Origin of the sequence: Rhodococcus sp. IEGM 1318 (assembly GCF_033142465.1) — a bacterium.
Classification (GTDB): domain Bacteria; phylum Actinomycetota; class Actinomycetes; order Mycobacteriales; family Mycobacteriaceae; genus Rhodococcus_F; species Rhodococcus_F qingshengii_B.
Genome location: NZ_JAWLSC010000019.1, coordinates 33,982 through 56,993, shown reverse-complemented (window position 1 = coordinate 56,993; position 23,012 = coordinate 33,982). Strand labels below are relative to the sequence as shown.

The window sequence follows — 23,012 nt, the reverse complement described above, 5'->3', positions numbered from 1 at the left end:
CGAAGGTTAATGGATCCCTACGTCAGAAACGCCCACGGCTTGTGACCGGGACCCTTCGTTGGCGTCCACGCCTTCTTCCGACGAAGCTTCGTCGCGCCCGACCAGCAGTACACCCGCTTCACGCATCTGCACCAACGCTGTCTCGATCGTGGCGGTCGACACGCCGGCAGTGAAGGGGAGAAGGACTGTCGTGCCGAATCCTGCGCGCGCCGCATCGATGGCCGTGGCCTTGACGCAGTGATCGGTGGCAATGCCGATCACGTCGACGTCGGTGATCTCGTGGGCGCGGAGCCAGTCCTCGAGCGTCGTACCGTCCTCGGCTGCCCCTTCGAAACCGGAGTAGGCCGCGCTGTAGGCGCCCTTGGAAAAGATCGCCGAACCGGCGACGGAGGCGTCGAATGCCGGATGGAACTCGGCACCGGCCGTCCCGACGACGCAGTGAACCGGCCAACTGTCGACGAAGTCGGGAGTCTCGGAGAAATGCGCCCCAGGGTCGATGTGGAAATCGCGAGTCGCGACAACAGCGTCGTACTCATGCGAGTTCACGAAATCGTTGACGGCCGCCGCAACCGCAGCGCCGCCGTCGACTGCGAGAGCGCCACCTTCACAGAAATCGTTCTGAACGTCGACGACGATCAGTGCTTTAGCACTCACCGGTGCTCACCTCCGGAGAATCGAACGGGCACAGCCGAGTCTCCGCGTGAAAGCTTGAGCCCTTCCCACGGCAGGCTCACGAGCCCTGCTTTCAGAACTGCACGGCTCTCTTCGAGCGTCGGTGCACTCTCGACGACCTTGCCTTCACGAACCAACGGGATCAACAGCTCGGTCGCGCCGTCCGCCTCGGAAATCGGGGAAGGTGATCCGGCGGGGTAGATGACTTCTTCGACGATCGTTCCGGTCGGGCGCACTACGCGCAGTGCTTTCTTGGCGCCGCCGCGAGATGCCTTGTTGGTACTTCTCTTCTCGACCGCAATCCCGTCGACCTCGACAAGTTTGTAGACCATGCCTGCCGTGGGCGCGCCTGATCCGGTGACCAGTGAAGTACCGACCCCGTACGAGTCGACGGGTTCGGCGCGCAGAGCCGCGATGGCGTACTCGTCCAGGTCGCCGGAGACGACGATGCGCGTCTTGGTTGCCCCGAGGTCGTCGAGTTGTTGGCGTACCTGGCGAGCAAGGACGCCGAGGTCGCCGGAATCGATGCGCACTCCGCCCAGTTCGGGACCGGCAACGGCGACAGCCGTTTTCACACCCTCGGTGATGTCGTAGGTGTCGACCAACAACGTGGTGGACACGCCGAGAGCGGCGACCTGACCGCGGAATGCCGCCGCCTCGTCCGGACCGTCTTCGGTGGTGTGCAGCAGGGTGAAAGCGTGTGCACTCGTTCCCGCGCTGGGCACGTCGTGACGCCGCGCGGCTTCGAGGTTGGAGGTGGCGTCGAAACCGGCAATATACGCGGCACGTGAAGCGGCAACCGCTGCCTGTTCGTGTGTACGACGCGAGCCCATCTCGATCATTCGTCGACCGCCCGCTGCGCTGACCATGCGGGCTGCGGCCGAAGCGATCGCGCTGTCGTGGTTGAGGATCGAGAGAATCAAGGTTTCGAGGATGACGCACTCGGCGAACGTTCCGCGGACCGAGAGGATCGGTGATCCGGGGAAGTAGAAGTCGCCCTCACGGTAGCCGTCGATGTCGCCGGAGAATCGGTAGTTGCGCAGCCACTCGACGGTCGTGTCGTCGAGGAATTTCGCAACGATCGCCAGTTCCGGTTCACCGAATCGGAACTGCTCGAGCGCGTCGAGTAGGCGCTCGGTACCGGCAACGACGCCGTAGCGGCGGCCGTCGGGCAGTCGCCGTGCGAAGACCTCGAAACTGCAGTTGCGGAAGGCAGATCCGTCGGCGAGAGCCGCCGAGAGCATGGTGAGTTCGTACTGATCGGTGAGCAGTGCGGTGCTGGCACCGGCGTCGCGGATGTCGGAAATTTGCATAGGCACGCACACAACTCTAGGCGCGAGACGACGTGGGTGGGTGTTGTCGCCTCTCGCCGCGCCGTACCCTGGATACATGGTTTTCGGCGGCGCGACTGTGTCCGACACTTACTCGGCGAACGTAACGATGAGAGGCGCTACGGCTTCCTCTCCTCAAGCCACGCCCGAGCAGTCGGAGGCCGTGGCGACCATCGAAGCCGCCGACCGGCCCTGGGTGACCATCGTCTGGGACGACCCGGTCAATCTCATGCACTACGTGACTTACGTGTTCCAGAAGCTGTTCGGCTACAGCAAAGCCAAGGCCACCGATCTGATGATGCAAGTCCATTCGGAGGGCAAGGCCGTGGTCTCGAGCGGTTCGCGAGACAAGATGGAGGCCGATGTGCGTCGCCTCCATGCGGCCGGTCTCTGGGCCACCATGCAACGCGACGACACCTGAGAACCATTATTTCGATCGAATTGTTCGCCCAACTCGTAGACGGGAGTCCGACGCGTGCGGACGTGGAGTAGGAAGAGTTCACTCGGCGGAGTGAAGTTCAAGTCCGAGATGGACGGTCACGAAGCGGCGGTTCTACGCTCCCTCGTGGAGTCGGTGACCGGGCTTCTCGACGAGCGTGCGTCTTCGGCGCCGCAAGACGAACTCGCCGCGCTGACCGGCCTTCGGACCGGTAATTCCGAGACACCCGACAATCCGGTGTTGGCGCGGCTGCTTCCCGACTTCCAGCGCAACGACCCGGACAAGGTCACCCCGAACAGTGACGATCTCGACGACGCGGGTGCCAATGTCAATGGTGCCCTGCGCAGTTTGCACGAGCCCGAGATCATCGACGCCAAACGCGAGTCCGCCCGTACGTTATTGGCTTCGCTTCCCGAGGCCGGCGGCAAGGTCGTTCTCACGCAGGAACAGGCCGATGCCTGGTTGTCCTCGCTCAACGACGTCCGTCTCGCGCTCGGAACCAATCTCGGCATCGACGCCGACACCCCGGAGAGCCTCGAACCCGACGACCCGCGCGCCCCGCATCTCGACGTCTATCACTGGTTGACGTGGATGCAGGACTCCCTCGTCCAGGCGCTCATGCCATGACTACGACGCGGACCGGGCCCACTGATTCACTGACAGATGTCGCCGGCCTCGCAGTCGGTCATCACCACAAACTCGACGAGGGCGTCACCCTCGGAAGCGGCGCAGCCACCGGCTGCACAGTCGTGCTCGCATCGGCCGGTGTGGTTGCCGGAGTCGATGTCCGCGGCGGCGGGCCTGGTACCCGCGAGACCGACCTTCTCGACCCGAGCCATTCGGTTCAGCAGGTCAACGCGGTGCTGTTGACCGGCGGCAGTGCATACGGATTGGCCGCGGCCGACGGCGTGATGCGCTGGCTCGAGGAACACGATCACGGGATCGCGATGGGGGCTCCCGGTCAGGTCGTACCGATCGTCCCCGGCGCCGTGATCTTCGATCTGCCCGTGGGGGACTGGACCGTTCGTCCGACCGGAGACTTCGGATTCCTCGCTGCCGACACCGCTTCGTGCGAATTCGCCACGGGCACGGTCGGTGCCGGAGTAGGCGCGAGAGCCGGAGCGCTCAAGGGTGGGGTGGGAACGGCGAGCGTCGTGATAGCCGACGGCCCCGCCGAGGGTACGACGGTCTCCGCTTTGATCGTGGCGAACCCGGTGGGTTCGGTCTTCGACCCTCGAACAGGTTTGCCGTGGGGCGTCGGCTCGGACGGGGCGGAGTCGTTCGGCCTCAGGCTTCCCGACGCGTCCGAACTTGCGGCGGCCAATGCCGTCGCTGCCAAGGGCACCGTCCTCAACACCACGATCGGCGTCGTCGCCACCGACGCCGCCCTGACCAAAGCCGGGTGTCGACGCGTCGCCGTCGCGGGTCACGACGGTCTGGCTCGAGCGATTCGGCCCGCACATTCGCCGCTCGACGGCGACACGATCTTCGCGCTCGCTACCGGTGATCACACCCCGAATTCGGAGATCGCGGTTCCGGCCGCTTTCTCGAACGATCTGCCGCTACTTGACGCGGTGTGCGCGGCTTCGGCACAGGTGGTCGAACGGGCGATCGTGAAGGCCATTCTGGACGCCACGTCGGTAGCCGGAATCCCGAGCTACCGCGAACTCTTCCCGTCTGCATTTCTCTAGGCAGCGCTCCTGGAATCGGCGGTAACCTCGAATTGAGACTGGTTGCAAGCGACCGATCAGAAAACCGGATCGACGGTGGAGGACGCACACGATGACGATGGATTTCAACAATCCGGATTTCGGCACACGAACGCCGGCACCGAAATCCGGTCCGCCTTCGGTGTGGAAGCAGTCGGCCGTGTTGGTGGGCGGCTTCGCGATCATGCTCTACGTGATCGAGATCGTGGATGTCATTTCCGGTCAGAACGTCCAGAACGCCGGCGTCACCCCGCGCACGCTCGACGGCCTGTGGGGAATCCTGTTCGCCCCGGTGCTGCACGACGACTGGGGTCATCTGATCGCCAACACCATTCCGGTGCTGATCCTCGGATACCTGGTGCTGGTGTCGGGAATCGCGCGCGGACTCGCGGCTACCGGCATCATCTGGGTGATCGGCGGTGTCGGAACTTGGTTATTCGCCGGTTCGAACTCGAATCACGTCGGTGCGTCCGTGCTGATCTTCGGCTGGGTGACCTACCTGTTGGTGCGCGGATTCTTCACGCGAAGTTTCACGCAAATCCTGATCGGTGTTGCTGTCTTCGTCGTGTACGGCGGAGTGCTGTGGGGCATTCTGCCGAGCGATCCACGGGTTTCCTGGCAGGGACACCTGTTCGGAGCGATCGGCGGCGTGGTGGCCGCGTGGGCACTGACGTCGGGGGAGAGGGCCAAGCGCGCAGGGTCGGCACCGGCCGTTCGACCACCCAGTTTCTGAACGGACGTGGGTCACACCCACACTGCGGTGTGACTTCGACGCGCCAAAACGACCAAGAGCTTTTTCCCAGACGGGTAGACGTGGCAGCATGACCGGTATGCGCATGACCGTCCTGGGGTGTTCCGGCAGCGTCACGGGTCCGGATTCACCGGCTTCGGGATACCTGCTCACGGCACCGGGAACTCCGCCGCTCGTGATCGACTTCGGCCCGGGCGTTCTGGGGGCGTTGCAGCGATACGCCGATCCGGGCGAGGTGACGATTCTTCTTTCGCACCTTCATGCGGACCACTGTCTCGACATGCCCGGCCTGCTCGTCTGGCGTCGCTATCACCCCAACCCGCCGGTTGGCCGCGCTCTGGTCTACGGTCCCACCGACACCGCTTGCCGCATCGGAGTGTCCTCCGCCGAGTGCGCCGGCGAGATGGACGACATCTCCGACACCATCGACGTCCGGCTCTGGGCCGAGAACGAGCCGGTGACGTTCGGAGAACTGAGCGTCGTCGCGCGCCGGATGAATCATCCTCCCGAGGCTTACGGTTTCCGGATCACCGGCGCCGACGGCCGCGTGCTCGTCTACACCGGAGACACTGGTATGTGCGACAACGTCGTCGAACTCGCCCGTGGAGCGGACGTGTTGCTCTCCGAAGCTTCCTGGACCGACAGTCCAGATCGCCCCGAGGGAGTTCACCTCTCCGGTAAGGAAGCCGGCCGTGTGGCCGCCCTCGCCGGCGTCAAGGAACTTCTCCTCACGCACATCCCGCCGTGGACCTCCCGTGAAGACGTGATCGCCGAAGCGAAATCCGAATTCTCCGGACCGGTCCATGCCGTCTCCGCAGGAAGCGTCTACGACATCTGATTCCCCTCACATTCGATGCAGTGCCGACCGGGCGACCGCTAGGCTCACGAAGGTGACTACACGAGAAGACGGTAGGGCGGACGACGAGCTCCGCACGGTCAAGATCACCCGCGGGTTCACCAGTCATCCGGCCGGATCCGTTCTGGTCGAGTTCGGGAACACACGCGTCATGTGCACGGCCAGCGTCGAAGAGGGTGTACCCCGCTGGCGCAAGGGCTCCGGCTTGGGTTGGCTGACAGCCGAATACGCGATGCTTCCCGCCGCCACGCACACACGCAGTGGCCGCGAATCGGTCAAGGGCAAGGTCGGCGGCCGTACACAAGAGATCAGTCGACTCATCGGCCGATCACTTCGGGCCTGCATCGATCTCGCTGCGATCGGCGAGAACACCATCGCCCTCGACTGTGATGTCCTCCAAGCCGACGGCGGCACCCGCACCGCGGCAGTGACGGGGGCGTACGTGGCCCTGGTCGACGCGGTGACGTACCTGCGCGCAGCCGACCTGCTCTCCGACCCTCAGCCCATCTCGTGTGGCATAGCGGCCGTCAGCGTTGGCGTCGTGGACGGACGAGTGCGTCTCGATCTTCCGTACGAAGAGGATTCGCGCGCTGAGGTCGACATGAATGTCGTGGCCACCGATACCGGCACGCTGGTGGAAATTCAAGGAACCGGTGAGGGAGCCACCTTCCCACGCTCGACGCTGGACAAGCTGCTCGACTCCGCTCTGGCGGGTTGTGAGCAACTTTTCGAGATACAGCGTCAGGCGTTGGCCGAGCCGTATCCCGGGGTGCTCCCCGAACCGAAGAATCCGGAACCCAAGAAGAAGTTCGGTGCCTGAGCTGTGAGCGTACGAGTATTGGTTGCCAGCCGAAATGCCAAGAAACTGAAGGAACTTCATCGAGTTCTCGACGCCGCCGGAGTGAACGGAATCGAACTGGTCGGGCTCGACGAGGTGCCGCCGTTCCCCGAAGCTCCCGAGACCGGGGCGACGTTCGAGGAGAATGCGCTCGCCAAGGCGCGTGACGGCGCGGCGGCAACCGGAATGGCTTGCATCGCAGATGATTCCGGTGTAGAGATCGATGCACTCAACGGTATGCCCGGCGTGCTGTCCGCGCGTTGGTCGGGCACTCACGGAAACGACGGCGCCAACACGGCTCTTGTCCTGGCTCAGCTGGGAGACGTGCCAGACGAGCGGCGCGGCGCGGCGTTCGTCTCCGCTTGTGCACTGGTGATCCCTGGCGGCGACGAGACTGTCGTGCGCGGCGAATGGCGCGGCGTGATCGGCCGAGAACCGGCCGGCGACGGAGGATTCGGATACGACCCCATCTTCCGTCCGGACGGCGACACCCGCTCGGCCGCAGAACTCACCCCGGCCGAAAAGGACGCGGCGTCACATCGAGGGAGAGCGCTCGTGCAGCTCGTTCCGGCATTGTCCGCACTGGCCGGCTGAACCGAATCCGAAAAGTAGAGCCCTGAACGCGTCTGCGTTCAGGGCTCTACTTTTCGAAACTCTCAGAGCTGATAAGCCTGCTTCACCTGGGCGGTTCGCTTGTGCTCGAACACGAACGACAGGAACGGGATCGTGCCGGCGAGCGCGGTGGCAACCGTTGTACCGGGCTTCCACCGGGCCTTGATCGCCAAGTCGATCGTGAACACGAGATAGAGCATGTAGAACAGGCCGTGGATCTGGCCGATGTAGAACAACCACGACGGTGCGTCCGCCGAATTGTCGAGAATCAGGTACTTGTAGACCATCTCACCGGTCAGGAACAGCAGCCAGAGGCCGGTGATCCAGGCGAGAACGCGGTATCGGACCAGCGCCGACGCAACCTTCTTCTGTTTTTCTGCGTTGACTGCGGGGGTAGCGATGCTCGCTTCCGAACCGGTACTCACGTCGTGCTCCTATCGGACTCGCGAGCGGCGAGCTGCGCAAGGTAGTCGTTGTATTCCAGCATTTGGCGGGCTTCAGGGTCGTCGACGTCGAGGTTCACATCGTCGAACTCGGCCTGCGGGCGTTGCGGCAAGAGGTCGGCGGGAATCTCACGCGGCTCCGCGGCGGCTTCCTCGGCTTCGGCCTCTTCGGGGTCCACGTCTTCGAGCTGAACGAACTTGCGATACGCGTACACCACGAACGCCGCGAACAGCGGCCACTGGAACGCGTAACCGAGATTCTGTCCGGACCCTCCGACGGCTTCGAAGCGCTCCCACTGCCACCAGCCGAGCGCGAGGCAGCCGGCGGCTGACACGATGACCAGCAGAATCAGCGCAGGTCGGCGTTTCGTAGCGTTCTTGGACACACTAAGACGGTACCTGAGAGCTATAGTGCCTCGCCCTGCGATCTCCGACACTGCGTCGTAGAGGCCGTGCCACGGCGTGTCGTAGAGGCCGTGCCACACCGCCTGTGCGCTGTGTCCATCCTCAACCGCAACACTAGGCATTGAACACATTCTCCCGGCTGAACTGCATCGATAACCTCGGGCGTATCCGACAACAGGGGAGCGTTCATGCACATCAGAGTGATTCGTCCGGTCATCGACACCACACTCACGCCTGCTGTGACCGCCGAGGTGGAGCACTGGGCAGCGCCCGGAACGAGGGTCGACGTCGTTTCGCTGCGTTCCGGAACGGCGAGCATCGAGAGTGAGTACGACGAGGCACTGGCCGGCCCCGGGATCGTGCAGAGGGTAGAAGAGGCGGCCGCTGACGGCGTCGACTGCGTGTTCATCACGTGCTTCGCCGATCCCGGAGTGCATGCCGCCCGAGAGATCATCGACGCACCGGTGGTCGGCGGCTTCGAGCCGTCATTTCTGACAGCGATGAGTCTGGGCGATCGCGTCGGTGTCGTGACCATCCTGCCGAATGTCGTGCCGATGCTCCGATCGCTGACTCGGCGGTATGGGCTCGATAGTCGGCTGGGCAGTATTAGAGTCGTGGACATGCCGGTGCTGGGCCTCACCGATCGGGAGGAACTGATCGATCGACTGGCCGCTCAGGGGTCTACGGCAGTGGAGAACGGTGAGGCCGATTCCGTCGTTCTCGGTTGCACCGGGATGCTCGGTGTAACCAGTGCGGTCCGAGATGGACTGCATGGCAAAGGGATTCATGTTCCGGTTGTGGATCCGACGGCGTCGGCGATCACGTGGTTGGAGAGCTCGGTCCGTCTGGGGCTGACGCCGAGCCGGACGACGTACATGACCCCGCCGGTCAAGGCTCGAAAGCGCTGAGCCTGATCGAGAACTGAAAAAGCCCCGCCGGATCTGATCCGGCGGGGCTCTTCGTTGTGCGCGAGGGGGGACTTGAACCCCCACGTCCTGAGACACTGGAACCTAAATCCAGCGCGTCTGCCAATTCCGCCACTCGCGCGCGGAATTCAAAGGATACGCGAGTGGAATCGCTCGCGGGCACACCACCCTGGTCGGGATGTGCCCGGGCGCTCTCACGCCGTTGCGGCAAGTGGATCCGCTGCCGGCGGCGTAGCGGATTTCTTCGATCGGCGCGGTTGCTCAGCCGTGCGTTGATACCGCCACGCAGCGTGAGTGAGCGTTTGAACATCGACATCGAGATGTTCGGCAACCGCAACGAGCAACTCGGCTGCGTCGGTGCTCGACAACAATTTCTCGCTACTGCTTGCTTCGGTGGCGAACCGTGCAAGCAGGTCGATCGAAGTTGCCGTCAACTTCCCGGACAGGAACACCAGTGTCTCGAAGGTCCTTGGGCCCAGGCCCGGAACGGAGACGACTGCCGAGCGGAGGCTTTCGGTGTCTTCGACGTCGGCACTGGACCGGCAACCGGATTCGACGAGCGCCTTGGCTGCGTGAGCTACACCTTCGGCCTTGGTGGAGTAGTTGCCCGGCACGCGCTGGCGATTGCCGAGAATCGTTGCGAGCTCGTCGCCACGGTCGGTGAAGGCGGCGAGAGCGGACAAGCTGTCGAGGCGATCGTCGGCGGCTACCGAGCGGTGTGTGCGCCAACGGTCGACGACGGCGCGGACTCCGGTCTTCGGTGTTCCGTAGGCGGCGCGCGACGAGAAGATCGCGTCGAGCAGAGCGGCTTCGGACTCGCGCGGCCATCCCTGATTCCAATGCGGCCACGCCTCGCGCGGAAGCTCGGCGCCGATGAATTCGACGGCCCTGACTACGTCTGTGTCTTTCATGATTTCTCCCCCCGAGAAGTTGTCCGGTGTGGACGCGCTGAACGTAGCGAGGGGGTCCGACAGATTGCGGCCCGGAACGCACGGGATCGACCGTCCGTCAAGGAGGTCACGAATTGGTAACAATAAATATGAGGGGTTCCTCAGGTTTCTGAAAATCCCGGTAACAGTCCCAGGCAGGGCGTTCGCGACCTACTCGCGAGTCACTTTCTCGAAGTCTGGTGAGGAAGATCACGGCCCCGAAAGTCGAGATTTCCGGGCCGCCGACAAACGTGAGGAAATCCTCATGATTCTGTGTAAACCTTGTCTTGCACGAACGCCCTGACTCCGTCGAATCTCTCGACGAATTCGCGAGCACTTCAGCCGGGCAGCACACCGCAAATCCCACCTCGCCGCAGAGGTGACCAGGAGAGGACGTACGCGTGACGATCGATGACACGACACCTACAGGAAACGGACGCGACTCGAAGGGTGGACGCCGTTTCGGCGTCGATGGGGGACAGTCCCGCACGACCAGCCAAGGTGCCCTCGTCGATTCGCTGAACAACGGCGTTTCCTACGCAATCGCTTTCGGTGGACAGGGCGCTCCCTGGCTCACCTCGCTCGAGGAGCTCAGCCGTGACAACGGCCTGGAGCCCGTTCTGACCGATCTGGTCAATGATGCAGCCGCACGCCTCGCACCCGTCGCACAGGATCTCCTCGTGGTTCGCCCGGTCGGATTCGATCCGATCGCATGGATGCTCGAAGCCGAGATCGTCGACGAAGAAGAAGGTGAGAAGTCGGCGGGACCTTCCGCTGCAGCGCTCACCGCAGCTCCGGTGTCGCTTCCCGGTGTCTTCCTCACGCAGCTTGCGGCGTTGCGTGCCCTCTCCGCTCAGGGTCTGGATGTGGCCGGCAACCCGCCTGCTGCCGTCATCGGCCACTCGCAGGGCCTTCTGGCCACGGCTGCCGTAGCCGCACAGGGCAACGACGACGGTGAGCTCCTCGCCGTCGCACAGCTCGTCGGTGCTGCTGCCAGCCTGGTCGGCCGTCGCCGCGGCGTCATCGCCGGCGCCTCCGCGAAGCCGATGGTTGCGGTCTCGGGCGTCGATCCCGAGCGCCTTGCTGCCATCGTCGCCGAGCTTGCCGAGGGTATTGCTCCCGAGCGTGCAGCTGTCCTCGCCATCCGCAACGGCCGTCGCCGTGTCGTCCTTGCCGGGCCGCCCGCTCAGTTGGCACGCGTGCAAGAGCGCTGTGAGCAGATCGAAGCCGAAGAGGCCCGCGAGCGTGAGGGTAAAAAGCGTGGCGGTTCCGTCTTCGCGCCGTCCTTCGATCCGCTCGACACCGAAATCGGCTTCCATCACCCCGCATTGGCCGAGGCCGTCGAACTCGTCGGCAGCTGGGCGACCCGTTGCGGTCTCGACGCGGACCGTGCGCGCGAACTTGCGCAGGGTGTCCTCGTTGATCCGGTCGACTGGGTCGAGGCTGTCGACGGCGCAATCTCCGCCGGCGCCAAGTGGATTCTCGATCTCGGACCCAGCGATCAGCTGACCCGTATGACGTCCTCTTCGCTGCGTGGACAGGGCATCGGCATCATTGCCGCAGCCACCCGCGGCGGACACCGCAATCTGCTCACTCCCGGTGCTGCGCCTGAGGTCTCACGTTCGTGGACCGAGTTCGCGCCGAAGCCCGTTGCGCTTCCCGGCGGCCGCATCGGCGTCGAGACCGCGTTCACGAAGCTGACCGGTCGTTCGCCCATCCTGCTCGCAGGCATGACGCCGACGACGGTCGACGCCAAGATCGTCGCCGCGGCAGCCAATGCCGGTCACTGGGCCGAGCTTGCCGGTGGTGGACAGGTCACCGAAGAGATCTTCGAAGACCGTGTCGCAGAGCTGAAGATGCTGCTCGAGCCGGGCCGCGCGGTCCAGTTCAACTCCCTGTTCCTCGACCCGTACCTGTGGAAGCTGCAGCTCGGTGGCAAGCGCCTCGTGCAGCATGCCCGTACTGCCGGTGCTCCCATCGACGGCGTCATAGTCACCGCCGGTATCCCGGAACTCGAAGAGGCCGTTGCCCTCATCGACGAGCTGTCCGAGATCGGCATCACCAACATTGCGTTCAAGCCCGGCACCGTGGCGCAGATCCGCTCCGTGATCCGTATCGCCAACGAGGTTCCGAACTTCCCGGTCATCGTCCACATCGAAGGCGGCCGCGCCGGCGGACACCACTCGTGGGAAGACCTCGACGATCTGCTCCTCGACACGTACGCCGAGCTGCGTACACGTCCGAACCTGGTCATCTGCGTCGGCGGCGGCATCGGAACACCCGAGCGCGCAGCTGATTACCTGACCGGCCGTTGGTCTGCCGCAGCCGGTTTCCCGGCCATGCCCGTCGACGGCATCCTGGTCGGCACTGCAGCCATGGCGACTCTCGAGGCCACCACCTCTCCCGAGGTCAAGCAGCTTCTCGTCGACACACCCGGTACGCCGGACTGGGTCGGTGCCGGTACTGCTGAAGGCGGAATGGCCTCGGGCCGTAGCCAGCTCGGTGCCGACATCCACGAGATCGACAACGCGGCTTCGCGCACCGGACGCCTCCTCGACGAGGTTGCCGGCGATTCCGAGGCAGTGGCCGAGCGCCGCGACGAGATCATCGCCGCCCTCGACGTCACCGCCAAGCCGTACTTCGGCGACGTCGAGACCATGACGTACGCACAGTGGCTGCGTCGCTACCTCGAGCTGACCGTCGGCATCGACGCCGCGAAGGAATTCGACTGCGGCGCAGATCTTCAGGATGCCATCGTCGAGGCGACCTCGAGCCCGTGGCTCGACATCACCTGGCGTGCTCGCTTCGGTGAGATGCTCCAGCGCACCGAGGCGCGTCTGCACCCGGTCGACCGCGGTCCCATCCCCACACTGTTCGGCGATGCCGAGACCCTCGAGCGTCCCGAGGCTGCGATCTGCGCACTGCAGGCGTCGTACCCGGACTACTCGACGACCGTTTTGCATCCCGCAGACGTCTCGTTCTTCATCTCGCTCTGCAAGACACCGGGCAAGCCGGTCAACTTCGTTCCCGTCGTCGACGGTGACGTGCGCCGTTGGTGGCGCAGCGACTCCCTGTGGCAGGCACACGATCCCCGCTACACCGCAGATCAGGTCTGTGTCATCCCCGGCACCGTTGCCGTCGCCGGCATCACCCGTGTCGACGAGCCGGTCGGTGACCTGCTCGATCGTTTCGAGAAGGCCACCTACGACGAATTGGTTGCTGCCGGAACCACTCCGGTTGCACTTGCGAGCCGTCGCCACCAGGATTCCGCACCCGGACTTCTCGACGCCGTCCTCTCGGCTCCTGACCTCCAGTGGGCCGGCCGCCTGACCCAGAACCCCGTCCGTCGTCTCGGCGACCTCGAGGAGTGGAGTGCAGAGTCTGCCGACAAGGCAGTACACGGCACCACCGGGTCCAGCCTGACCGTCGTCGATTCCTCGCACGTGCTGCTCTCGGTTCCGTTGGTGGCAGACAAGTCCGTCGACATCATGATCACCATCCCCGAGTCCGTCATCGACGGCGGCGCTCCGGTTGTCACCGAGGACGACGCCGAAGGTGCGATGTCCGCACTCCTGGCCGTTGCTGCCGGGCAGGAATTGCCGGCAGTCAAGAACGGCAAGGCTCGCCTCAGCGTCGCGTGGGTTCCCGATCGCATCGCCGATCATGCCGGTGTCACCGGTTCCGGTCTGCCCACCACACTCAGTGTCAGCGGCAAGGCTGTTCCGGACGTCGTCGTCGGAGCATGCTGGCCCGCGGTCTTCGCGGTCCTCGGCGCAGCCAAGCTCGACAGTCTTTCCGTCATCGAAGGCATGCTCGACCTGGTCCACCTCGACCACACCGTCGACTTCGTCGGTGAGCTGCCCTCCGAGACAAGCATTCTCGTCGTCAATGCCGAGGTCGCCTCGGTTCTCGACACCGACCTCGGTCGCGTCGTCGAGGTCAAGGTCGAGGTCGGTGCCATGCTCGGCGAGGGCCTCGACGCCCCCGCAGTCGTCACCATGACCGAGCGTTTCGCCATCCGCGGACGCACGGGCGCAGGCGAACTCGTCGACCCGGCTCGCGCCGGTGGATCGATCAGCGACGCGGCTGTCGACACCTCGCGTCGTCGTCGCCGTGACGCGAAGATCCTCGCGCCGGTCAGCATGGGCGCATTCGCTCAGGTCTCCGGTGACCACAACCCGATTCACACGTCCGACAATGCCGCGCTGCTGGCCGGCCTCGGAACCCCGATCGTGCACGGCATGTGGCTCTCCGCCGCAGCGCAGCAGGTTGTCACCGCAGTCGACCCGGCCGAAACCCGCGTTCCGCCGCGCCGCCTGACCGCCTGGACCGCCCGCTTCCTCGGGATGGTTCGCCCCGGCGCCGAGATCGACGTCCGCGTCGACCGTGTCGGCATCGACCAGGGCGCAGAAATCGTCGAGGTCGGCTGCCGCATCGACGGTGAACTGGTCATGGTCGCCACCGGCCGCACCGCCGCGCCGAAGACCGTCTACGCCTTCCCCGGCCAGGGCATCCAGCGCCCGGGCATGGGCCTCGACGCCCGCGCCCGGTCCAAGGCTGCGCGCGACGTCTGGGAGCGCGCCGACAAGCACACCCGCAAGGCGCTCGGATTCTCGATCCTCGCTGTCGTGCGCGACAACCCGGTGACCGTCAAGGCCCGTGGTGTCGAGCACAAGCATCCCGACGGTGTCCTGCACCTGACACAGTTCACCCAGGTGGCCATGGCCGTTCTCGGTGTTGCTCAGGTTGCCGAGCTGCGCGAGTCCGGAACCTTCATCGAGGATTCGCTTCTGGCCGGTCACTCGGTCGGTGAGTACAACGCACTCGCCGCTGTTGCCGAGGTCTTCCCGCTCGAAGCACTTCTCGAGGTCGTCTTCCAGCGTGGCTCCGCGATGCACCAGCTCGTTCCCCGTGACGAAGCCGGACGCTCCGACTACCGCATGGCCGCGATTCGCCCGTCGCAGATCGGTGTCTCCGACGACGACGTGCAGGGCTTCGTTGCCGGTGTCGCCGAGGCTTCCGGTGAGTTCCTCGAAATCGTCAACCTGAACCTGCGTGGCAGCCAGTACGCCATTGCCGGTTCGGTAGCCGGTCTCGACGCACTCGAGATCGAAATCGACCGTCGCCGCGCAGAATTCGGTGGCAAGCGGGCATACATCCAGGTCCCCGGCATCGACGTGCCGTTCCACTCCACCGTCCTTCGCGGCGGCGTGGCGGACTTCCGCGTATGCCTGCAGGACTTGCTCCCGCACGACATCGACCCGGACATCCTGATCGGCCGCTACATCCCGAACCTGGTTCCGAAGCCGTTCTCGCTGCGTCGTGACTTCGTTCAGGAAATCGCCGACTTGGTGCCGTCCGAGCCGCTGCAGGAGGTCCTCGCAGACTTCGACAGCTACGCAACGCGCACTCACGAGTTGTCCCGCATCATCCTGATCGAGCTGCTGGCTTGGCAGTTCGCCAGCCCGGTTCGCTGGATCGAGACGCAGGACCTGCTGTTCGGCGACGAGTCCGAAGGTGGACTCGGGGTCGAGCGCTTCGTCGAGATCGGTCTCGGCGCTGCCCCGACCGTCGCGAACCTGGCGTCGCAGACCCTCAAGCTACCGGGCCGCTTCGGCTACCCGGTCGAGGTTCTCAACGTCGAGCGTGAAGCTGCGATCGTCTACGGCACCGACGTCGATCCGGCCGTCGATGACGACGACGAGATCGAAGCCCCTGCCGCGCAGGCTGCTCCGGTCGCCGCAGCCGCCGCTCCGGTCGCTGCTGCTCCCGCTGCACCTTCGGGCGGACCGCGTCCGGACGACCTCACCTTCAAGGCGCCCGACGCCACGAAGGTCCTGATCAGCCTGTGGACCAAGCTCCGTCCCGATCAGGTCGGCCCCGCCGACACGATCGAGGCACTGTGCGACGGCGTCTCCTCGCGTCGTAACCAGCTCTTGGTCGACCTGGGCTCCGAGCTGTCTCTCGGCGCCATCGACGGTGCCGCAGACGCCGACATGGGCTCCTTGGGAGCAACCGTCGACAAGCTCGCCCGTACGTACAAGCCGTTCGGACCGGTGCTCTCCGATTCGATCAACGATCACCTGCGTAAGGTCTTCGGCCCCTCAGGCAAGCGTCCCGGCTACATCGCCGACCGCGTCAAGAAGGTCTGGGAACTGGGCGACGGCTGGGCACACCACGTCACCGCAGCAGTGGCTCTCGGTACCCGTGACGGCGCCAGCATCCGCGGCGGCGACCTCGGTGGCCTGAGCTCCGGCGCACTGGCCGACGCGGCAGCAGTGGACGCAGTCATCGACAGTGCAGTTGCCTCGGTCGGGTCTGCTCGCGGAGTCAGCGTCTCGTTGCCGGCTACCGGCGGCGGAAGCGGCGGAACCGTCGACGCAGCCGCACTGGGTGAGTTCACCGAGAACATCACCGGTCGCAACGGCGTTCTGGCCTCGGCCGCACGCCTGGTGCTCGAGCAGCTCGGACTTCACGAAGAAACAGCAGTCGCGACGGTCGAGGACACCGAACTGGTCGACCTGGTCTCTGCTGAACTCGGCTCCGACTGGCCGCGTTTGGTTGCTCCGGCTTTCGACGCGCAGAAGGCAGTGCTGCTCGACGACCGCTGGGCAAGTGCGCGTGAGGATCTTGCGCGTATCTGGCTGGGCAGTGAGATCCTCTCGGTCGAGAACTTCATCGGAGCCGGTTCCACCGTTGCCGCCCAGGCGAAGTGGTGGGCAACCCGTGCGACCGACGAAGGCCGCACGGCGCTCGCCGAGGTCTATACCCGCATCGCTGATGCGGCTGTGACGGCAGAGTCCGACGCACCCGAGTGGGCAGGCGAGGTCGCAGTCGTGACCGGCGCCAGCAAGGGCTCCATCGCGGCAGCGGTCACAGGCAAGCTCCTTGCTGGTGGCGCAACGGTATTCGTGACCACCTCGCGACTCGACGGTCAGCGTCTCGGCTTCTACCGCGACCTGTACCGTGAGAACGCTCGCGCCGGTGCCGCCCTCTGGGTGGTTCCCGCGAACATGGCGTCGTACACCGACGTCGACGCACTGATCGACTGGATCGGGAACGAGGCCACCGAGAACGCAGGCGGCGCAAAGAAGCTCATCAAGCCGGCCATGACGCCGACGATGCTCTTCCCGTTCGCAGCTCCCCGTGTCGGCGGCGAACTTTCCGACGCCGGCGCTCGCGCCGAAATGGAAATGCGCGTGTTGCTCTGGTCGGTGGAGCGCCTCATCGGCGGTCTGTCGAAGATCGGTTACGACAGCGACGTCGACACGCACCTGCACGTAGTGCTGCCCGGTTCGCCGAACCGCGGAACATTTGGCGGCGACGGTGCTTACGGCGAGGCCAAGGCTTCGTTGATCGCCGTGGTCAACCGTTGGAAGGCCGAGCGCAACTGGGCCGAGCGGGTCACATTGGCACACGCGGTCATCGGTTGGGTTCGCGGAACCGGACTCATGGGTCACAACGATCCGATCGTCGACGCGGTCGAAGCTGCGGGCGTCCGCACCTGGTCCACCCAGGAGATGGCGACCCAACTGCTGAAGACGGCAACGCGTGAGTCGCGTCGCGCTGCTGCAGAGGCTCCGCTCGAAGTCGACCTGACCGGCGGACTGTCCGAGGCCAACCTGGATCTGGGTGCTTTGGCGAAGGAAGCTGCCGAGGTGGCCGAGATCGCCGAAGCTGTCGACGAGGCAGTGGACGAGTCCAGCATCCTGGCACTGCCCGCGCCGGCTCGGATCGACGACTCGGTCAAGGCTCCGAGCTGGCCCGAACTGGACGTCACCCCCGCGGACCTCGTGGTCATCGTGGGCGCCGGAGAGCTCGGACCCTACGGTTCCTCGCGTACCCGCTTCGAGATGGAGGTCGACGAGCAGCTCTCTGCCGCAGGCGTTCTCGAATTGGCGTGGAACACCGGACTCATCGTCTGGGAGAACGACCCCAAGCCGGGTTGGTACGACGTCGAATCCGGTGACCTGGTACCCGAGGCGGAAATCGCCGACAAGTACCACGACGCAGTTGTCGAGCGTTGCGGCATCCGTCGCTACGTCGACGAGGGCGCGATGATCGACAACACGGCTCCGCTGCTCACCTCCGTGTTCCTGGACAAGGATCTGAGCTTCGTGGTCGGCAGTGAGGCCGAGGCTCTGGCCTTCGTCGAATCCGATCCGGAGAACACGACGGCGACGGTTTCCGCCGAGTCCGGCGACTGGACGGTCACTCGCCGCGCAGGCACCGAGATCCGCGTCCCGCGCAAGATGAAACTGACTCGTAGTGTCGGCGGCCAGATCCCGACCAACTTCGACGTCACCAAGTGGGGCATCCCCGCGGACATGGCAGATTCGGTCGACCGCGTCGGTCTCTGGAACATCGTCGCGACGGTGGACGCCTTCCTCACGGGCGGCTTCACTCCGAGCGAACTGCTCCGCTGGGTACACCCGAGCCTGGTCGCCAACACGCAGGGCACCGGCATGGGCGGTATGACCTCCATGAGGAGCCTGTACATCGACACGCTGCTCGGCGAGAACCGCCCGAACGACATCCTGCAGGAAGCGCTGCCGAACGTCATTGCAGCGCACGTCGTTCAGTCGTACGTCGGCGGTTACGGCGCGATGGTTCACCCCGTCGCCGCCTGCGCCACGGCGGCGGTATCCGTCGAAGAAGGCGTCGACAAGATCCGACTCGGCAAGGCGCAGTTGGTTGTTGCCGGTGGGTTCGACGATCTGAGCACGGAAGGCATCATCGGCTTCGGTGACATGTCGGCCACTGCCAAGACCGAGGACATGCACGCCAAGGGCATCGAAGATCGCCGCTTCTCGCGGGCAAACGATCGTCGCCGCGGCGGATTCGTCGAGTCGGCCGGTGGCGGAACGATTCTGCTCGCTCGCGGTGACCTGGCACTCGAGATGGGTCTGCCCGTCCTCGGTGTGGTCGCCTGGGCGGGATCGTTCGCCGACGGTGTCCACACCTCGATCCCGGCACCGGGACTCGGAGCACTGGGTGCCGGACGTGGGGGAGCCGATTCACAGCTCGCACTCTCGCTCAACGCTCTCGGAGTGAGCGCCGACGACATCGCCGTGATCTCCAAGCACGACACCTCCACTGCCGCCAACGATCCCAACGAGGCAGAGCTGCACGAGCGCCTCGCCGGGGCATTGGGACGCAGTGAAGGCGCGCCGATGTTCGTGGTCTCGCAGAAGAGCCTGACCGGTCACGCCAAGGGTGGTGCCGCAGCCTTCCAGCTGATCGGACTCTGCCAGGTACTGAGCCAGGGCATCGTCCCGCCGAACCGCAGCCTCGACTGCGTCGACGACAAGATGGCCGAGTTCGAGCACCTCGTGTGGGCACGTCAGCCGCTCAAGTTCGGTGAGCAGCTTCCGCTGCGCGCCGGCCTGTTGACCAGCCTCGGCTTCGGTCACGTTTCCGGACTGATCGCAGTCGTGCACCCGCAGGCATTCGTCGAGTCGGTTCCGGCCGACAAGCGCGCGGATTATGTTGCGACGGCGCAGCAGCGGACGATCGACGGACAGCGTCGCCTCACCAAGGCGATGTGCGGCGGCGACAGCCTCTACGAGCGTCCGGCGGATCGTCGCCTCGGCGCCGACGGAACGCCGGCCAAGGCGTCGCGTCAGCTCGAAGCGGACATGCTGCTGAGCGAGGACGCACGACTCGGCGCAGATCAGGTGTACCGCTCGAATCTGCCCGGCTGCAAGTAATAATCACGGTATGGGAGTTCTGGGTATCGGCTTCGACCTCGTGACGGTGTCGGAGTTCGCCGAGCAATTGAACAGGCCGGGAACGGCAATGCTCGACAACTTCACACCGGGCGAGCGTCGAGACGCCGCTACCCGGAGCTCCGAACCGGCACGACACTTCGCTGCGCGGTGGGCAGCGAAGGAAGCAGTGATCAAGGCTTGGTCGACTGCTCTCTTCGCGAGCCCGCCGGTGCTGGGGGAGATGATCCACAATCAGATCGAAGTCGTCTCGGACGCCTGGGGTCGCCCCGGCATCCGGCTTCGCGGTGACGTGGCCAAACACCTCACCGGAGTGAAGATTCATATTTCACTCACTCACGACGGGGACATGGCCGGAGCTTTCGCGGTGATCGAATCCGAACCGGAGTAACACCGCCGGACACGAAAGAGCCGGTCTCCCAAAGGGAGACCGGCTCTTTGCCGTTCGACTAGTCCTTCGTGCGCGATTCCTTCTCGGCAACAAGGAGATACGCGATCATCAGCCTCTTCAGTTCGGTGACGGCGTCGGCATGCGACTGACCGTCCTGAACCGAGAAATTGAGCATCGAATACACCACGTGGACAAGGACTTCCGCCATCATCAGGCGACGATCTCGCCGCGTACGCGGCGTCAACGGACCCAGCATTTTCGCGACAGTCTCGGCGAACTGCTTCTCGTGAATGACGCCGGTGGCCCGCGTGGACGGTGTCGACTGCATCGCCAGCCAGACTTCGCGGCGCGACGGATCAGACGTCCACAGCCCGGCCATGTGATCGACGAAACTGTTCAAGAACCGCAGCCAGTCGAGCGAGGGCACTTCGCCACCGAACTGAGCAAGCTCATGCTGGACCCCGACGAGGTCCTGGCGGTTCAACTCACAGACGATGACGTACTTGTTCGCGAAGAACTGGTAGAGCGTCCCAATCGGGACGTCAGCACGTGCCGCGACTTCTTCACAGGTGAACGATTCGAATCCGACGTCGGTGAGGAGTTCACGTGACGCCGCCAGGAGGGCGTCGAATTTACGCTGGCTGCGCTCCTGCGTCGGACGCTTGCGCGGCAGCAGTTCCTGTGGTTCTTCGAGGCTTTGTGGGTTTTCCAGTGCAGGGTCGACTCGGCGCCGCGCGCGGTGACGAGTCGTGGGCTGCACATTTTCCAGGCTATCGGTGTTTTCTGTCGAATTTGGGACTTGTGCGTTATCCGGTGTCATCGGCCACCTACTTCGGCGGTCGTGATCGGTCGAAACGCACCGCGCAGGTGCGCGCACACGAGTCCCGATGCTGTAGCCACAACTCGATACTAGGTGACCACCTGTCCAGTAGCCGAAGAGGTTGCTGCGCGGTGTGGCGCAGCGGCGATCCTGCCGACTCCATTCATCTGATTCGGGCAGACTGAGATTCTTCGGGCACACCGAGATTCGATGCCGAGGAGAGGGAGACGATGACGGAAGAACTGCGAACCGCGGTACGTGAACTCATGCCGCGTGCCCGTGAAGATCTGAGTGCACTTGTGGCGATGAAGTCCGTCGCCGATGCACGGCAGTACCCGCCGGAAGAATGCGCGGCCGCGGCACATTGGGTGCTGGAGGCCTTCCGTGATCAGGGTTTCACCGATATCGAAGCGATCGAGACCTCCGACGGTTCGGCCGCGGTCGTCGGCCGTCGACCAGGTCTGGCCGGTGCCCCGACCGTTCTGCTGTACTGCCACTACGACGTTCAGCCGCCGGGAAACGAAGAGCTCTGGGGCTCGCCGCCTTTCGCGCTCACCGAGCGCGACGGACGGTGGTACGGACGCGGTGCTTCCGACTGCAAGGGCAACGTCGTCATGCATTTGACGGCGCTGCGAGCGCTTGCCGCTGCCGGTGTGGATCCGAGCGCGCATCTGACGATCGTCGCCGAGGGTTCGGAGGAGATGGGCACCGGCGGTCTCGAGGATCTGGTGCGCGAGCGGCCGGAACTCTTCGCGGCAGACATGATCCTGATCGCCGATACCGGCAACACGGAGGTCGGGGAGCCGACGATCACGACGTCACTACGCGGGATCGCCAACGTGGTGGTCCACGTGTCGACGCTCGAGGGTGAGATTCACTCCGGTGTCTTCGGTGGGCCGGCGCCCGATGCGATCACCGCGCTGGTGCACATTCTGTCGACGTTGCACGACAGCGCCGGAAACACCACAGTCGAAGGCTTGACCAACGACCAGGAATGGGCCGGGGTCAGCTACGACGACGATCAGTTCCGCTCCGATGCGGGAGTACTCGACGGTGTGCAGCTGACCGGTTCCGGTTCGGTCGCCGAGCAGGTGTGGGCTCGGCCGGCGCTGACCATTCTGGGTATCGACTGCTCGCCGGTCGTGGGCTCGGCGGCGGCGATCACGCCACGCGCGTCCGCACGCCTGAATCTTCGCGTCCCGCCCGGCACGGATCCGGCGCAGGCGCAGAAGTTGTTGACCGACCACCTCCTGGCAGCGGCGCCGTGGGGCGTCCACATCGAGGTCGTACCGGAATCGACGGGATCGCCGTTCTCGTCCTCGACGGAGGGGGCAGGTTTCGCGCAGCTGAAGTCCGCGCTCACCGATGCCTACGGCCGCGAAGTGGGATTTGCCGGCCAAGGCGGATCGATACCGCTGTGCAGTGCACTGGCCGAGCAGTTCCCCGACGCCGAGATCGCATTGATCGGCGTCGAGGAACCGCAGTGCCGCATTCATGCACCTGACGAAAGCGTCGACCCGTCGGAGATCGAGAATCTCGCTTTCGCGGAAGCGCTGTTCTTGACCAGGTACGGGAGTTAGACCGACAGATCGCGTCGTAGCTTGGCGACGTGGCCGGTGGCCCGGACGTTGTACTGGGCCACCTCGATCTTGCCTTCCTCGTCGACGAGGAACGTCGAGCGGATGACGCCCTGGACCGTCTTGCCGTACATCTTCTTCTCACCGAACGCGCCCCAGGCTTCGAGCGTCGCCTTCTCGGGATCGGAGAGAAGCGGGAAGGTCAGCTCTTCGGTATCGCGGAACTTCGCGAGTTTGGCGGGCTTGTCCGGTGAGATTCCGATGACCTCGAGGCCGGCGCCGTTCAGTTCGGCGAGGCTGTCGCGGAAGTCGCAAGCCTGCTTGGTGCATCCCGGGGTGCTGGCCGCGGGGTAGAAGTACACGATGACCTTGCGGCCGCGGTAATCGTGGAGCGAAACCTCGTTGCCGTCGGCGTCGGGGAGCGTGAAATCCGGCGCGACGTCGCCGGCGGACAATCTACTGTTCTCGGTCACGGGAATCGAGGTTAGTCGACAAATTGCGCGGCAGGTGGGCGCGAGGGCATTCTGCTCCTCTACGGTAGAGCGAAGTGTCGGCGCGCTGCGTCCACACAGCAGACCGCACACA

General features: G+C 64.8%; 18 protein-coding genes and 1 tRNA gene. 11 read left to right on the top strand and 8 right to left on the bottom strand.

Annotated elements, in window-relative coordinates; all coding sequences use genetic code 11:
- Positions 1-6: 6 nt before the first annotated feature.
- Both R4P65_RS30085 and R4P65_RS30080 read right to left on the bottom strand, forming a co-directional pair.
- The gene (locus R4P65_RS30085; protein WP_317829210.1) at positions 7-654 is read right to left on the bottom strand and encodes an isochorismatase family protein; all 648 of its coding nucleotides are present in this window, start codon (positions 652-654) and stop codon (positions 7-9) included.
- Complete coding sequence (locus R4P65_RS30080) at positions 651-1,985, bottom strand: nicotinate phosphoribosyltransferase (RefSeq protein WP_317829215.1); 1,335 nt, start codon at positions 1,983-1,985, stop codon at positions 651-653. Before R4P65_RS30080 ends, R4P65_RS30085 begins: the two co-directional genes overlap by 4 nt.
- A gap of 127 nt (positions 1,986-2,112) precedes the next feature.
- Between R4P65_RS30080 and clpS the strand changes: the two genes are divergently transcribed.
- The 7 genes from clpS (at position 2,113) to rdgB (ending at position 7,190) form a co-directional block, all read left to right on the top strand.
- A complete protein-coding gene (clpS, locus tag R4P65_RS30075; protein ID WP_029255695.1) occupies positions 2,113-2,424 on the top strand; it encodes an ATP-dependent Clp protease adapter ClpS in 312 nt (103 codons plus the stop codon).
- Positions 2,425-2,478: 54 nt separating this feature from the next.
- Complete coding sequence (locus tag R4P65_RS30070) at positions 2,479-3,069, top strand: DUF2017 domain-containing protein (RefSeq protein WP_317829209.1); 591 nt, start codon at positions 2,479-2,481, stop codon at positions 3,067-3,069.
- Complete coding sequence (locus R4P65_RS30065; RefSeq protein WP_317829208.1) at positions 3,066-4,133, top strand: P1 family peptidase; 1,068 nt, start codon at positions 3,066-3,068, stop codon at positions 4,131-4,133. Before R4P65_RS30070 ends, R4P65_RS30065 begins: the two co-directional genes overlap by 4 nt.
- A gap of 91 nt (positions 4,134-4,224) precedes the next feature.
- Positions 4,225-4,884 carry a rhomboid family intramembrane serine protease gene (locus tag R4P65_RS30060; protein WP_317829207.1) on the top strand — a complete coding sequence of 220 codons (660 nt, stop codon included), beginning with the start codon at positions 4,225-4,227 and terminating at the stop codon, positions 4,882-4,884.
- Between the two features lie 97 nt (positions 4,885-4,981).
- Positions 4,982-5,740, top strand: a complete 759-nt coding sequence (locus R4P65_RS30055; RefSeq protein WP_007733274.1) for a cyclic nucleotide-degrading phosphodiesterase — start codon at positions 4,982-4,984, stop codon at positions 5,738-5,740.
- 52 nt (positions 5,741-5,792) lie between these two features.
- Positions 5,793-6,578, top strand: coding sequence for a ribonuclease PH (gene rph, locus R4P65_RS30050; RefSeq protein ID WP_003945332.1), 786 nt, complete (start codon positions 5,793-5,795; stop codon positions 6,576-6,578).
- 3 nt (positions 6,579-6,581) lie between these two features.
- Entirely contained in the window at positions 6,582-7,190 is a 609-nt protein-coding gene (rdgB, locus tag R4P65_RS30045; RefSeq protein WP_317829206.1) for an RdgB/HAM1 family non-canonical purine NTP pyrophosphatase, read from the top strand.
- A 62-nt stretch (positions 7,191-7,252) separates the two neighbouring features.
- On the opposite strand, the gene R4P65_RS30040 is transcribed toward rdgB, so the two are convergent.
- Positions 7,253-7,633, bottom strand: coding sequence for a DUF3817 domain-containing protein (locus R4P65_RS30040; protein ID WP_003945334.1), 381 nt, complete (start codon positions 7,631-7,633; stop codon positions 7,253-7,255).
- Complete coding sequence (locus tag R4P65_RS30035; protein WP_021333455.1) at positions 7,630-8,037, bottom strand: hypothetical protein; 408 nt, start codon at positions 8,035-8,037, stop codon at positions 7,630-7,632. Before R4P65_RS30035 ends, R4P65_RS30040 begins: the two co-directional genes overlap by 4 nt.
- Before the next feature lie 207 nt (positions 8,038-8,244).
- On the opposite strand from R4P65_RS30035, the gene R4P65_RS30030 reads away from it, so the two are divergent.
- A complete protein-coding gene (locus tag R4P65_RS30030; RefSeq protein ID WP_317829205.1) occupies positions 8,245-8,964 on the top strand; it encodes an aspartate/glutamate racemase family protein in 720 nt (239 codons plus the stop codon).
- A gap of 57 nt (positions 8,965-9,021) precedes the next feature.
- Here R4P65_RS30030 and R4P65_RS30025 read toward each other — a convergent pair.
- Both R4P65_RS30025 and R4P65_RS30020 read right to left on the bottom strand, forming a co-directional pair.
- Positions 9,022-9,103, bottom strand: a tRNA-Leu gene (locus R4P65_RS30025).
- A 73-nt stretch (positions 9,104-9,176) separates the two neighbouring features.
- Entirely contained in the window at positions 9,177-9,893 is a 717-nt protein-coding gene (locus R4P65_RS30020) for a hypothetical protein (protein ID WP_317829204.1), read from the bottom strand.
- A 419-nt stretch (positions 9,894-10,312) separates the two neighbouring features.
- Between R4P65_RS30020 and R4P65_RS30015 the strand changes: the two genes are divergently transcribed.
- A complete protein-coding gene (locus R4P65_RS30015; RefSeq protein WP_317829203.1) occupies positions 10,313-19,621 on the top strand; it encodes a polyketide synthase in 9,309 nt (3,102 codons plus the stop codon).
- A gap of 10 nt (positions 19,622-19,631) precedes the next feature.
- On the top strand, positions 19,632-20,030 hold the full coding sequence (locus R4P65_RS30010) for a holo-ACP synthase (RefSeq protein WP_230814074.1): 399 nt from the start codon (positions 19,632-19,634) through the stop codon (positions 20,028-20,030).
- A 58-nt stretch (positions 20,031-20,088) separates the two neighbouring features.
- Here R4P65_RS30010 and R4P65_RS30005 read toward each other — a convergent pair whose 3' ends face one another.
- On the bottom strand, positions 20,089-20,790 hold the full coding sequence (locus R4P65_RS30005) for a TetR family transcriptional regulator (RefSeq protein ID WP_230814073.1): 702 nt from the start codon (positions 20,788-20,790) through the stop codon (positions 20,089-20,091).
- A 290-nt stretch (positions 20,791-21,080) separates the two neighbouring features.
- Here R4P65_RS30005 and R4P65_RS30000 point away from each other — a divergent pair, with 290 nt between their 5' ends.
- The gene (locus R4P65_RS30000) at positions 21,081-22,430 is read left to right on the top strand and encodes a dipeptidase (RefSeq protein WP_317829202.1); all 1,350 of its coding nucleotides are present in this window, start codon (positions 21,081-21,083) and stop codon (positions 22,428-22,430) included.
- On the opposite strand, the gene bcp is transcribed toward R4P65_RS30000, so the two are convergent.
- Positions 22,427-22,900, bottom strand: coding sequence for a thioredoxin-dependent thiol peroxidase (gene bcp, locus R4P65_RS29995; RefSeq protein ID WP_007733290.1), 474 nt, complete (start codon positions 22,898-22,900; stop codon positions 22,427-22,429). The two genes, R4P65_RS30000 and bcp, sit on opposite strands and share 4 nt — an antisense overlap.
- Between the last annotated feature and the right edge of the window lie 112 nt (positions 22,901-23,012).